This is a genomic window from Streptomyces sp. NPDC051563, from assembly GCF_044454225.1.
In the GTDB taxonomy this organism is placed as follows: Bacteria; Actinomycetota; Actinomycetes; order Streptomycetales; family Streptomycetaceae; genus Streptomyces.
On record NZ_JBITDL010000036.1, the window covers coordinates 32,385 to 45,007 of the forward strand.

Genomic DNA, 12,623 nt, shown 5'->3' on the forward strand with positions numbered 1-12,623 from the left:
CAGCTCTCAGCCACCGAGGAGCTTGCGCACCTGCTCCATCTTGGCCCGGCCTTCGGGGGATTCCAGCGCGCGCTCGAAGGCCTCGTAGCTCGGATTGACCAAGGAGGCGATGGGATCTCGGACTTCGAGCACCCAGTTGGGATTGCGCGGCACCCGCCACGATCCCTTTTCCAGGAGGCGGCCGCCGTCACTGATCTCGTAGATGCGGACCTGGACGTTGCCGGTCGATTCGATGACCGAGAGGATCCATTGCCCGGGACCGAGGTCTGGGCTCCCGCCGAAACGGAGGTAGAAGCCACTGAATGCGCTTGAATCGCTCTTGGTCTGATCGACCTCTGAAAGGAGCATCAACCAGCTATCCGTCACCGGCAGCCCGGAGTGCTCCTCGGACGGCAGATTAACCCGCAAGGCACATCACGCGGGAAACGCTAGCATCGACGGCTGCGCGCATCTACCCACCCGTCGCGTCAACGGCGTGCGGTTCAGGCGGTGTTGGGGCTGACGGCCGGGCGCCGCCCCGGCCGGACGGCGTCGCCCGTGGGCGGGACCGTCGCGGTCGGGGCAGGGCCGGATCAGGCTGTTACTTGAGGTGCTTCAGGTGGCGGTCGAAGAAGCGGTTGCCGTCCTCCACCTCGAACCACGGGGTGCCGGTGTGGCCGCCCAGGTTGGCGTGGAGGGTCTTCTCCTTGCTGCCGAAGGCGTCGAACAGGTCCAGGGCCCGCTGCCTGGGGTTGCCCTCGTCGTCCCACTGGAGCAGCAGGAGCAGGGGGACGGTGACCTGCCGGGCCTCCTCGCGCTGGGCGCGCGGTACGAAGCCCCCGGCGAAGAAGCCCGCGGCAGCGATCCGCGGCTCGGCCACCGCGAGGCGGATGCCGACGGCGGTCCACCCCGAGTAGCCGACCGGGCCGCCGATGCCGGGCAGCGCGAGGAGGGCGTCCAGGGTGGTCCGCCATTCCGGGACCGCCCCTTCGACCAGCGGGCCCACGAGGGACTCGAAGATCTCGTCGGCCGGCTCGCCCGCCCGCATCGCCCGGCGGAGATCCTCGCGCACCCGCTCGTCGGCTGCGGAACGGGGCCGGTCACCGCACCCGGCCGCGTCGATGGTGGCCACCGCGTAGCCGGCCGCCGCGCAGTGCCGCGCCCGGGCCACCAGCCGGGGCTGGTTCTTGGGCAGGCCGTTGTTGTGGGCCATCAGGATCAGCGGGGCCGGTGCGGCGGATCGGGGCGTCCACAGGGTGCCGGGGATCTCGCCGAGGACGAACTCGCGCTCGATGACGCCGTCGTCGAGACGCTGCTCGGAAGTGAATTCCATGGTCGTGCCTTTCGGGAGTGCTCGGAGAGGCGCTCCCGGACGACCTATCGTCCGACCGTGACCCCGGAGGGGAGCACCCACGTCGATACTGCGTTCACGGGTACCACCTCCTGGTTCTTCTGCACGGACTCCGGGAACGTAGCAGGAGCCGTCGCACCCCGCCAAACCAATTTCCGCCCCGGCCGCACCACCCCCTCGTGCCTGCGTGCTTGGGTGCGTGCGCCGCCGGTTCCCATCTCGTCCACAGCCGCGGCGCCTTTGTCAGTGGCTCCGCCTAACGTCCCGTTCATGACGCGAACCGCACACACCTTCGCCTATGCCCGCGCCTCCTCGCTGACCTCCGCCGACGCGGGCCGGTCCCTCGGACTGGAGACCGCGGGCGGTCTGACCCCGGCCGGGGCCGAGGCCCACCCGCGGTTCTTCGCAGGGTTCCTGAGCGCCCCTCAGGCAGCCGCCCGCGCGCTGCTCGCCGTCGCGGACGTGGCCGCGGCCCGCTACCACCGGCGCACCCTGCGGGCCTCCCTCGACCCGGTGGTCACGGGCAACGGCGACCGGCTGCGGTTCGAATCCTTCTCCGGCTGCTGCGGCGTGTACGCCCGCCTCGACGTGCTGCCCGAGGGCCTGCGCGGCGCCGACACCGGCCACGGCACCACCAACGTCGACGTCAACAACCCGCTGCGCGAAGCGCTGTCCCGGCTCACCGGAGACGATCCGCTGCACCTGCGCGTCGGCCCCGACGAGATGGCGGTCACCACCCTGGACGGCGCGGTCGTGGAGAAGAAGGTGCCGCTGCCCGACCGCTGGCTGCGGGGCTTCGCCGAGTCCCAGGCCATCACCACCGGATTCGACCTGCGTGCCGAACTGGGCCCCGCCGAAACGGCCCGCTTCCTGCGCTCCCTGCCGCGCACCCCGGCGGGCGGCGGATCCGTGGGCGGCCCGCTCTGGGTGGTTCCCGCCGGCCCCGCCCTGCGCCCCACCACCCGGCCCGTCCCCGGCGCCGTCTGCCTGCCCGGCCCCGAGCGGCTCGCCGCCCTCCAGCGGGTCCTGCGCCAGGCCACCGGCCTGCGCGTCTACGGTCCTGCGCCCGACGGCGCCCACCCCACCGCCTCCGCCTGGGAGATCGGCCTGCCCGGCATGCGGCTGACGCTCACCCTCTCCCCGGAGACCGACCGCGGATTCTCCGGCGAGGGGGCCGTCCTGGAGGCCCTCGCGACCGATGCGGCGGCCGGGGACGCCGAGCTGATCTCCGTCCTGCTCGCCTGGGAACCGCGCATCGACCCGGCCGACCTCGCCGACCAGTCGGGCCTCCCGGTCGAGCGGGTCCGGGCCGCCCTCACCCGCCTCGGCACCGCCGGACGGGTCGGCTACGACATCGCCGAAGCCGCGTACTTCCACCGCGAACTGCCCTACGACGCCCGGCGCGCCGAACGGCACAACCCGCGCCTCGTCGCCGCCCGCGCGCTGCTCGAAGCAGGGGCGGTCACCCTGGACCGGACCGGCACCTCCGTCGTGGCCTCCGGTGAACGCCGCTACCAGGTCCGCGAGTCCGGCGGCGCCCTCAGCTGCACCTGCCAGTGGTGGGCCGACCACCGGGGCCGCCGGGGCCCCTGCAAACACGCCCTCGCCACCCGGATGGCCCTGCGCGCCGCCACCGGCACGCCCGCCGCCCCCGCCGCGCCCGCGCACGGCACCGCTTCCACCGGAGCAGCCCGATGAACATCACCTCCACCCCCGAGCAGGCTCCCGCCGACGGCGTCCTGGAGGCGGTACGCCAGGGACGTACGGCCGAACTGCCCGGACTCCTCAAGCTCCCGGACCGCGCGCAGCGCCGCCGGCTGCTCGTCGGTCTGAAGGAGCTGCGCGGCGAACTGCGCGCCCAGGGCTGGGACGGCCGGCAGCAACGGGACCTGATGAACCCGGCCCTGGTCGTCGCCGGAGCCGGCTGCCACACCGGCGCGGCAGCGGCCGCCGCCTGGATCGGCGCCCGGGACATGCGCCGCTGGCAGCAGCTGCCCCTGGGCATCCTGCTCGACGTCCTGGCCGACCGGGACCCCGCGTGGCTCGGCGACCTCGCCCACCGGCTGGCCGCCCGCGCCGCCACCGCCGAGCAGGACTACCCGCTGATCAGCGAACTCGTCCGGATCGCCCGCTGTCCGATGCCCACCACCGACGGATGCGTCGAAGGCTGGGCGATGGCCCTGGGCACCTCGCGCGCCCCGCTCGCCCGGGCCCTGCGCAGCGACCCGCACGTCGCCGCCCTCGTGCCGTGCCTCTTCGAGACGGCAGAGCCGGTCCGCTCCCTCGGCTGGCGCTGCGACCCGGACGATCCCCACCAATGGCCGGCGGTCCTGACCGGGCTCGCCGCGGACGGCATCGTGGACCGGGCCGTCCTCCTCGACGGATGCACGGCCCGCCTCCTGCGCGGCGGGAAGCACCAGCAGCTGAAGCCCTACCAGGCCGTCTGGCAGGCGCTGCGTCCGACCGAGGAGGAAGAGCGCGAGCGCGCCGCCGACTGGATCGCGCTGACCGCCGACGCCCCGTCCCCGGTGGCGGGGTACGCCCAGCAGACGCTGGCCCGGCTCGCCGCGGCGGGCCACCTCGCCCCCCGACTGCTGGCCGAGATGTCGGCGGCCGTGCTCTTCCGCCCCGAGAAGAAGCTCGTCCGCGCCCAGTTGGTACTGATCGGCAAGGAGCTCCGCCGCGACCCGGCCACCGCACCCGAGCTGCTGCCCGTGCTCGGCGAGGCCTTCGCTCACACCGACACCGACATCCAGGAGCGGGCGCTCAAACTGGCCGCCCTCCACCTCACCGGCGATCCTGCCCTGCGCGCCGAACTCGCCGAGCAGGCCCGGTCGCTGAGCCCGGCCCACCGGACCCGCGCCGTGGAACTCCTCGGACAGGACGCCGCCGCCCCCGCCGAGGACACCGAGCCCTACCAGGAACTCCTTCCGCCGCCCCCGATGGCGGTCCCGCTCGCCCCGGCTCCGGGAACGATCGCCGAGACCGTGGAACTCGTCGCCGCCGTCATCAACTCGCGCACCACGACCGTAGAAGAGTTCGAACGGGCCCTGGACGGCCTCGTCCGGCACGCGCACCGGGACCGTTCGGCCCTCGCCGCAGCCCTGCGGCCGGCGCTCGCCGGCCAGTGGTGGCTCGACCCCGCCCGGTCCCGCTGGTACACCGGAGACCTCCCCGGACTGGCGCACGTCGCCGCCGCCGTGCTCGACGCGCAGCCGACGGGGGAAGAGCCGGAGGCGCTCGGGAGCTGGCGCAGCGACTGCCACCACACGGCATTCGCCGTCGCCCGCCACGCCCGCCTGGCCGAGGCCGCCCGGCACATCAGGATCCGGCCGCTGCCCTTCCTGCTCGCCACGCCCACCGAGCAGACCGGCACCCTGGACCCCCGCGTACTCGCCGAACGCCTCGCAGCCTACGAGCGCCTCCGCGAACAGCCGGCCCCGGTGGACTTCGCGCAGGCCCTGCTGCGGGTACGCCGTGACACCGCCGTCGCTCCCGCCGCGGCAGCCCTCGGCACACCGGAGGGGGACAGGCTGGCAGCCTGGCTCGGAGCGGCCGGAGAGCCCGCGGGCCTCACCCGCCGCACGGCGCCGGCCGTACCGTACGCGTACGGGGAGACTCCTGCTCACCTCGTGCTCGACACAGCCGAACGCCCCACCGTACTGGGGGAGTTCCCGGACGCCTTCCGCGAACTCGCGCAGGCCCGCAAGGCCGCCGACCGGTGCTGGGACGGAGGGCAGGACGCCGACGCCCTGCTGATCGCGGCCATGCCCGAGGACCGCGAGACCCTGGCAGCCTGGTGGCTCCCCGAGGTCACGGCCTGCGCCGTCCACGAAGGGCGCGGCGGGCTCAGCGCTCTCCCGGGGCTCGCGGCGGCCGGCGGACCCGCCGGTCCGGCCCTGCACCTCGCCGTGGCCACCGGCCTCGGCGCGCGCCATGCCGATGACCGGCTGCGGGCCGTGGACGCGCTGCTCACCCTCGCGGCACGGGAGGAACTGGACGCAGGGCGCCTGGGCGGGGACCTGGGCGAGCTCCTCAACCTGGGCACGGTCAAACCCAACCGGCTCGCCGACTCGCTGCGCACCGCCGCCGCGACCGGTGCCTGCGCCACCACCTGGGCCGTCCTGGCCCCCGTGCTCCCCGTGCTGCTCACTGGCAGGGCCGACCCGAAGGGGGCCGGCGACCTCCTCGCGACGGCGGCCGACTGCGTGGAGCAGTCCGGAGCCTCGTCACCCGAGCCCGCGGGCCTCGCCGAGACCGCGACCCGCCCCGGCCGCTCCCGCCTGGTCACCCAGGCCAAGCGCCTGCGCGAAGCCCTCCGCCGCAACGCGCCCGCTCCTGCAAACGGGTGATCTTGCAGGGGCGGTCGTCACGGGATCACGGACGGATTGTCCTATGAGCATGACGACTACGCGCACGCTGTCCCGGCAGTCGGCTCCGTCCACTGCCCCGCAAGGCCTTCCCGTACCCGCTGAACGCCGCAGGCTCCGGGAACTGTGGGACCTGACCCCGCAGCAGGTCGCCGTGGCCTTCGGGGTCCGGGCCGCGACCGTCCGTTCCTGGGAGGCGGGGCGCAGCGCGCCCACGGGCAAGCGCCGCGAGGCGTACCGGCGGTTCCTCCAAGGGCTCGCCCAGCGCGCGGACCTCGGGGAGCGCGAGGCCTGCCTGCCGGCGAGCCGCAGCCCCGAGTCGCCCGTGCGTCCCCGCCCCGCTCTCCCGGGCGAGAGCCGGCTCCAGACCGGGCCCCTGCCGAAGCGGGACGGGGAGGGGCCGGCGAACTCCGCCGCGCCGGGCGGAGCCGGGACCGCCGGGCTCGTGGAGCAGGAGGGACAGGAGGGGCAGGAGGTGCAGGACGAGCAGCCGGGGGACGCCGGGTGGCAGGGTCTGGCCGCGGGCGTCGCGATCCTCTCCGGCTGGCTGCTGGTCCTCGTACTGCTCGGCATGCACCTGCCCGGATGGACCCGTTGACCCGAAGGGGTCAGGTCAGACGATCCCGGTCACGGTGACGGTGACCGGGACCGGCTGCGCCGTCGCGGGCTGGAGGGCCCGGACGGCGCTGCGGACCGCCCGGGTCACGTGCAGGGCCCGGTGACCGCGCAGCACCACGATGTGGATCTCCACCGCCGGTCCCGTGCGCGCGCTCCGGGTGAGGCGAACCCCGGCCGCGCGAGGGGGCGGGGCACCCGGTGGGCGGCGGCACGTCCCGAGGGGGACGCCGGTGACGGCGGAGCGCAGCAGGTCGGTCAGGGCGGGCCGGAGGAACGCTACGCCCTCGACGCCCAGTACGGCGGCGCCGATCGCCTCCGGGGTGGGCAGCCCGTCTGCTGTCGTGGTCATCGCGTGTCCTCGCCGGTGGCTTGAGGGTCGTCGGGCTCTTCAGGGGCATCATCTTCGGGGTCTTCGGTGTGGAGGTCGGTGACGGCGACCTCCACGGCTGTGATCCGCAGGCCCAGATCCTGAGCGGCAGCCCGTGCGATGCACCGGCGGATCCGCTCCGCGGCCCCTTGCAGGTCGAGGTGCATCGCGGCCGTCACCTCGATCCGAACCCGGGCCGGGGTCCGCGCTCCCGCGGACGGGGCCGGTTCGGGGCTGATGAGGCAGCTGCCCGCCCTGATGCCGGGCACGAGCTCGGCCGCGGACCGGAAGGCGCGGGCGGCGACGGCCTCGTAGATCCAGGCGTCCTCGTCCATCTCGCCCAGCGCGAGGGTTCGTCCCGGGCGCCGTTCGAGGCGTACGACGTCCATGATTCCGGCGGTCAGCCGTGCCGCGGCCGCCTCCCAGTCGGTCGCGGTCTCCCGGGCGTCGCGGCGGACGCCGTCGCGCAGCCGGGCGAGGTCCTCGCGCGCCGCGGCACAGTGCGGGCAGTCGGCCGGGTGGGGGCCGGCAGCGGGGGAGGCCTGCGGATCTCGGTCCGCCTGCTCCCCGTCCCACAGGGCCGCCAGGTCGCGGCCGCAGGGCAGGAGGGCGCCGCTGTCCTCGTCCTCGGCACGGCCGGCTGCGGGGGCGCCGTCCGGTTGCTCGTACGGTCGGTTCATCGCCATGTGCCCATCGCCTCCGTCAGACAGCGCCGTGCTCTGAACACCCTGGCCCGTACGGCTTCCTGGCTGATGCCGACGGTCTGCGCGATCGTCTCGTACGGAACGGCCTCGATCTCCCGCAGGACCCAGCACGCACGCTGCTCCGGGGAGAGGGCGGCCAGTGCCTTGCCAAGTGCGTGGACGGCGGCTTGGGATTCGGCCGCCCGTTCCGGGGAGCTCTGGTGCTCGGGCGCGGCCCGCTCCGGGAGTTCGTCGATGTCGGTGACCGGGCGCCGGGCCCGCAGCGCGTTCAGGCACCGGTTGGTCACGATGCGGTGCAGCCAGGTCCCGAACGCCGCGTCACCCCGGAACTCGGGCAGTTTGCGCCACACGCTGACGAAGGCCTCCTGGACCGTGTCCTCGGCCTCCGCGGCACTGCCGAGGAGGCCTGCCGCCAGCCGGAGCATGGCCGGCCCGTACCTGCGCACCAGCACCTCGAAGGCCTCCTCGTCCCCTTCCGCCGCCCGCACGGCGAGCAGGGCGTCATCGGACCGTTCGGCCGTTCGTCGGCCCGGTGGGGCCTGGTCCTGCTCAGCAGCCACCCGCCGGCTCCTTTCACGTTCACCTCGTTGGACACCCGACCGCCCGCTTCGTTACGGCAGGGGCCGGAAAACTTTCCGACCGGCTGATTCGCAGCGGATGCGTAACGGGACTGCCCCGTCGGGTGTCGAACGTGAGCAAGAGCGTTTCGGCGACGAAGCCGACGAGGATTTTCGAAGGAGCCAGGATGACCATCCAGGAGCAGGTCCCGGCCACGAGCGCCCGTGAGAACGGGACCGCGACGACGGTGAGCAGCGGACGGAGCGGTGCGTCCGAGCCGGCCCCCACGCGCGGCAAGACGTCCATCGCGGACGTGGTCGTGGTGAAGATCGCCGGTATGGCGGCCCGCGAGATCCCCGGTGTCCACGACATGGGCGGCGGTCTGTCCCGGACGCTGGGCGCGGTCCGCGACCGGGTGCCCGGCGGGCGCCCCCACGTGGGCCGGGGGGTCAAGGTGGAGGTCGGCGAGCGCCAGGCGGCCATCGACGTCGAGCTCGTCGTGGAGTACGGGGTCCCGATCACCGACGTCGCCCGCGACGTGCGGGAGAACGTGATCGCGGCGGTGGAGCGGATCACCGGGTTGGAGGTCGTCGAAGTGAACGTGGCCGTCAATGACGTCCACCTCCCCGACGAGGACGAACCCGCGGTGCCGGCGGATGCGCGCGTGGCGTGAACGGCGAGCCGACCGCCGCTTTCCGTTCGATCTCTTGAGAGGTGCAGCGATGGGCAAGGACGTGCTGGGGCTCTTGGTGGGCATGGCGCTGGCGTTCGCCGGATGGTTCGGAGGCTTCGGGGCCTTCGCCCTGGTCTCCGCACTCGGGGCGCTCGGCTTCGCGGCCGGCCGGTACCTGGACGGGGGCGGCGACCTGCGCGAGCTCCTCGTCTCCCGCGACCGGGGCAGGAGGTGACGGCCCGTCGGCGGGGCACGACCACGATCGCGGACCGGGTGGTCCGCAGGATCGCGGAGCAGGCCGCCCGGGAAGCCGCCGCCGACCACGGCGGCAGCGTCACCGGCGGCGCGGCAACCGTGCGGGGACGGTCGGCGCAGGTGCGCGTGGACATCGCGCTGGCCTACCGCGGCTCGGCCGGCGACGCCGCGCGGGCCGTGCAGGAGCATCTGGCCGCCCGCACGTCCCTGTTGACGGGCATGAGCGTGCCGGTCGCCCGCATCCGGATCCGGAAGCTGACCGCGACGGCCGCCCCGCCGACGGGCCCGACCGATGGCGAAGCCGATGGCGGGCCCGATGCGGGGTCTGATGCGGGGTCTGATGCCGGGCCGGGCGTGGCTCGCGGCCCGGCACCTGACCGGGCACCGGGCCCGGCACCTGACCGGTCGGCTGGCAAGGCGCCCGGGCGCCCCTGGTCGGGGCGACGTCTCCCCGTGGCCGGTGTGGCGGCCCTGGTCCTGGCCGGCGCCGGGTCCCTCCTGTGGGACGCGGCCGTCGCGCAGGGGCAGGGCACGGGGGGAGGCACCTGGCGCAGGCAACTGACCGGCTGGCTCACCGGCCACGGCCCGGCCGAAACGTCGCCCTGGGCCGCGGCGGTACTCGCCCTGGCAGGGCTGTGGCTGATCACCCTGGCACTCACACCGGGGCGCCGCCGGGACCTCGTACTGGTCGCCCCCGGCCCTGCTGCGAGGGCCGTGATCAGCCGCCGGTCGGCCGCCCGGCTGATCCACGCCGGGCTCACCGCCCGGCTGCCCGGCCTCACGCGGGCGCGCGTACGGGTGAGCCGAAGGCGGCTGACCGTACGCGCCGAACTCGCCTGCGCCGGCGAGGCGAAGCTCCGCGAACGCGAAGCGGTCACCCAGGCGGTGACGGCTGCCGCTAGGGACCTGGACCTGGCGGCCCCACTGCGGACCAGCGTCCGCGTCCGGGACCGGGACCGGGACCGGGATCAGCAAGCGGGTCTGGACCGGGACTGGGACCGGCAACCGGGTCAGGACCGGGATCAGGGTCTGGACCGGGCCCAGGATCAGCAACCGGGTCCGGACCGGGCCCAGGATCAGCAACCGGGTCCGGACCGGGCCCAGGATCAGCAACCGGGTCCGGACCGGGACCGGGATCAGCAACCGGGTCTGGACCGGGACCTGAATCAGGACCAGGGACCGGGTCCGGACCGGGACCGCACGAGAGCCCGGCGTCTGCCCGCGACAGCAACCGAAGAGGAGGGGTGACACCCGTGGACCGCACCCGTGGCCTCGTCAACCGGCTCGTCCTGTTCACCCCTGGAGCCCTGCTCCTCGCGATCGCCGTCCCCCTGCTGATCCGGAACACCCCGGCCGAGGACCGGCTGCCCGGGCGGTGGACGGCCTTCGCCGGGACCGACAGGTGGGTTCCCGCGCACGCGGGGGAGACCTGGAGCGGCGGCCGCCCTCTCGCCGGCGCGGCAGGCATCGCGGTCCTGATCCTGCTCGCCGTGGCGGCGGGCGGGCTGCTCCTCCTGCAAGGGCGTCGGGGAGCCCTCCGCCGACTGCCGCTGCCCTCACCCGGCACCGTGCTGGAGACCAGGGCCCTCACGGCCGCGGTCAGCTCCCGGCTCCGGTCCCTGCCCGGAGTGCGCTCCGTCCGTACGGTGCTGCGCGGAACGGCGGACGGGGCGCACCTGCGGATCCGTGTGGTCCTGGAGGACTCCGCGGCGCCCCGCGAGCTGCTGACCGTCCTGTCCACGGCGGCACTGCCCGAGGCCCGGGCCTTCCTTGCCCCGTGCCCGCTCGCGGCGGAGGTGCGCTTCACCGTCCGGCCCGGCAGTCGGCCGCGGCGCGGACAGCGATAGGGCGGCGGTGCGCTCCGGCGCGGGCAGGGCTGTACCGGTAGGCCGGATGCACTAGCGGGGCCAGCCCTTCGAGGGAACGGGCCTGCGCAGGCCAATCCGCCTGCGGTACCCCGGCGAAGAGGCAAGTGCGGGCACCGGTACCGGTGCCCGCCGGCCCGCACGCGGCGCCGTGGCGGCAAGGCGAGTGCCCCTCGCAGATGCCCCCGCGCGCCGCGCTGCCTGTCCGACCGAGTGGCCAACCCCACCTGAATGTCCCTGTCCGGCCGTGCCGGTGTGTGCGGTGGCCAGGGTGCGCAGTCGAGAGGAACACCCTTGAAGTCCCCTTCCGCACGGCCCCGTTCGCGGCGCGTGCTCGACCAGTCCCTGCTCGTCCTGGGCGCCGGCGCGCTGGCGACCGGCCTCGCCGTCCTCACGCTGGCCCCGGGGGTCAGCGCCGCGTCCAGCCACCGCGAGGCCCCGCTGATCGCGGGCGACCCGCGGGCGGACAACACCGACGTGTACGCCTACACCAGCGGCGACAAGTCCGACTCGGTGACGTTCCTCGCGAACTGGATCCCGTTCGAGGAGCCCAACGGCGGCCCGAACTTCTACGCGTTCGGTGAGGACCTGCGGTACAACATCAAGATCGACAACACGGGTGACGGCGTCTCCGACATCACCTACACCTGGCGCTTCCGCAACAGCTACCGCGACGCCGCGAACCAGTTCCTCTACAACACCGGCCCGGTCACCTCGCTGGACGACCCGGACCTCAACTTCCGCCAGGTCTACGACCTCGTGGTCTCCCACGGCAACGAGAGCAAGGTCCTGCTCTCGAACGTGCCCGCGGCCCCGTCCCGCGTGGGCCCGGCGTCGATGCCGAACTACGCCGCGCTGCGCAACCAGGCCATCCGTACCGTCCCCGGCGGCGGCAAGACCTTCGCGGGCCAGGCCGAGGACCCGTTCTTCGCGGACCTGCGGGTCTTCGACCTCCTCTACGGCGGCAACCTGTCCGAGCGCGGCCAGGACACCCTCGCCGGCTACAACGTCAACTCCGTCGCCCTGCAGATCCCCAAGAAGACGCTCGCGCTGAAGGGCGACCCCGGCCGCAACCCGGTCATCGGCGTGTGGTCGACCACCGACCGCCAGGGCGTGCAGGTCTCCGACTCCCGCGACAAGCACGCCGACAAGTGGAAGCAGGTCTCCCGCCTGGGCAACCCGCTGGTCAACGAGGTCGTCGTCCCGCTGAAGTACAAGGACGCCTTCAACACGCTCAACCCCGACCAGGACCGCACGGTCCAGCCGGTCGTCGACAAGGTCCTCGACCCGATCCTGCCCAAGCTGATCCAGCAGGTCTACGGAGTCCCGGCCCCGGCCGCTCCGCGCAGGGACCTCTTCGAGATCTACCTGACGGGCATCTGCAAGGCGTGCGGCCCGATCCAGGCCGATCTCAACGCCCACAGCCTCAACAAGGACGCGAAGCGCCGTGACATCGTGCCCGCGGAGGAGCTGCGCCTGAACATGGCCGTGCCGCCCACGGCCAACCCCAAGCGCTACGGAGTCCTCGCCGGTGACCTGGCGGGCTTCCCCAACGGCCGGCGGCTGACGGACGACGTCATCGACATCTCCCTCCAGGCGGTGGAAGGCGCCGCCCAGACGGGGCAGCTCGTCCCCGCCCTGGCCGACGGCGACAAGGTCAACGCCAACGACGTGCCGTTCGGCACCTCGTTCCCGTACCTGGCGCTCCCGCACACCAAGTCCGTCAACAGCGGCCCGACCGGGATGCAGAGGTCCGGGGACTCGAAGGCCGCGGCCCTGGGCGGATTCGGCGCGCTGCTCCTCGGTGCGGGCGGTTACCGCCTGCGCCGCGGCCGCAAGACCAGCTGATCCGACGCGCATCCGGGCGGGGGCCGAGGCCGGTC

General features: G+C 74.1%; 13 protein-coding genes. 8 read left to right on the plus strand and 5 right to left on the minus strand.

Going from position 1 to position 12,623, the window contains the following annotated elements:
* Positions 1-6: 6 nt before the first annotated feature.
* A complete protein-coding gene (locus ACIA8F_RS32970; protein ID WP_399384355.1) occupies positions 7-348 on the minus strand; it encodes a hypothetical protein in 342 nt (113 codons plus the stop codon).
* A gap of 232 nt (positions 349-580) precedes the next feature.
* Positions 581-1,312, minus strand: a complete 732-nt coding sequence (locus ACIA8F_RS32975; protein ID WP_399384357.1) for an alpha/beta hydrolase — start codon at positions 1,310-1,312, stop codon at positions 581-583.
* 288 nt (positions 1,313-1,600) lie between these two features.
* On the opposite strand from ACIA8F_RS32975, the gene ACIA8F_RS32980 reads away from it, so the two are divergent.
* Genes ACIA8F_RS32980 through ACIA8F_RS32990 form a run of 3 tightly spaced genes read left to right on the plus strand, consistent with a single transcriptional unit; the run spans position 1,601 to position 6,298 of the window.
* Positions 1,601-3,028 (plus strand): SWIM zinc finger family protein, encoded by a 1,428-nt coding sequence (locus tag ACIA8F_RS32980; protein WP_399384359.1) that lies wholly within the window; start codon positions 1,601-1,603, stop codon positions 3,026-3,028.
* Positions 3,025-5,682, plus strand: coding sequence for a DUF6493 family protein (locus tag ACIA8F_RS32985; protein WP_399384360.1), 2,658 nt, complete (start codon positions 3,025-3,027; stop codon positions 5,680-5,682). The genes ACIA8F_RS32980 and ACIA8F_RS32985 overlap by 4 nt, the downstream gene beginning before the upstream one ends.
* A gap of 49 nt (positions 5,683-5,731) precedes the next feature.
* Positions 5,732-6,298, plus strand: coding sequence for a helix-turn-helix domain-containing protein (locus ACIA8F_RS32990; RefSeq protein ID WP_399384362.1), 567 nt, complete (start codon positions 5,732-5,734; stop codon positions 6,296-6,298).
* A 15-nt stretch (positions 6,299-6,313) separates the two neighbouring features.
* Here the strand turns inward: ACIA8F_RS32990 and ACIA8F_RS32995 are convergent, their stop codons facing one another.
* The 3 genes from ACIA8F_RS32995 to ACIA8F_RS33005 are packed head-to-tail and all read right to left on the minus strand — an operon-like array spanning position 6,314 to position 7,949.
* The gene (locus ACIA8F_RS32995) at positions 6,314-6,667 is read right to left on the minus strand and encodes an Asp23/Gls24 family envelope stress response protein (RefSeq protein ID WP_399384364.1); all 354 of its coding nucleotides are present in this window, start codon (positions 6,665-6,667) and stop codon (positions 6,314-6,316) included.
* Positions 6,664-7,371 (minus strand): hypothetical protein, encoded by a 708-nt coding sequence (locus tag ACIA8F_RS33000; RefSeq protein WP_399384366.1) that lies wholly within the window; start codon positions 7,369-7,371, stop codon positions 6,664-6,666. The genes ACIA8F_RS32995 and ACIA8F_RS33000 overlap by 4 nt, the downstream gene beginning before the upstream one ends.
* Positions 7,362-7,949, minus strand: coding sequence for an RNA polymerase sigma factor (locus tag ACIA8F_RS33005; protein ID WP_399384368.1), 588 nt, complete (start codon positions 7,947-7,949; stop codon positions 7,362-7,364). Before ACIA8F_RS33005 ends, ACIA8F_RS33000 begins: the two co-directional genes overlap by 10 nt.
* Before the next feature lie 185 nt (positions 7,950-8,134).
* Between ACIA8F_RS33005 and ACIA8F_RS33010 the strand changes: the two genes are divergently transcribed.
* The 5 genes from ACIA8F_RS33010 to ACIA8F_RS33030 all read left to right on the plus strand — a co-directional run bounded on the left by ACIA8F_RS33010 (position 8,135) and on the right by ACIA8F_RS33030 (position 12,588).
* On the plus strand, positions 8,135-8,620 hold the full coding sequence (locus ACIA8F_RS33010; protein WP_399384370.1) for an Asp23/Gls24 family envelope stress response protein: 486 nt from the start codon (positions 8,135-8,137) through the stop codon (positions 8,618-8,620).
* 49 nt (positions 8,621-8,669) lie between these two features.
* On the plus strand, positions 8,670-8,855 hold the full coding sequence (locus tag ACIA8F_RS33015) for a hypothetical protein (protein WP_399384372.1): 186 nt from the start codon (positions 8,670-8,672) through the stop codon (positions 8,853-8,855).
* Positions 8,852-10,123, plus strand: a complete 1,272-nt coding sequence (locus ACIA8F_RS33020; RefSeq protein ID WP_399384374.1) for a DUF6286 domain-containing protein — start codon at positions 8,852-8,854, stop codon at positions 10,121-10,123. The genes ACIA8F_RS33015 and ACIA8F_RS33020 overlap by 4 nt, the downstream gene beginning before the upstream one ends.
* 5 nt (positions 10,124-10,128) lie before the next feature.
* Positions 10,129-10,722, plus strand: a complete 594-nt coding sequence (locus tag ACIA8F_RS33025; RefSeq protein WP_399384375.1) for a hypothetical protein — start codon at positions 10,129-10,131, stop codon at positions 10,720-10,722.
* A 312-nt stretch (positions 10,723-11,034) separates the two neighbouring features.
* Positions 11,035-12,588, plus strand: coding sequence for a DUF4331 domain-containing protein (locus ACIA8F_RS33030; protein WP_399384377.1), 1,554 nt, complete (start codon positions 11,035-11,037; stop codon positions 12,586-12,588).
* Positions 12,589-12,623: the final 35 nt, after the last annotated feature.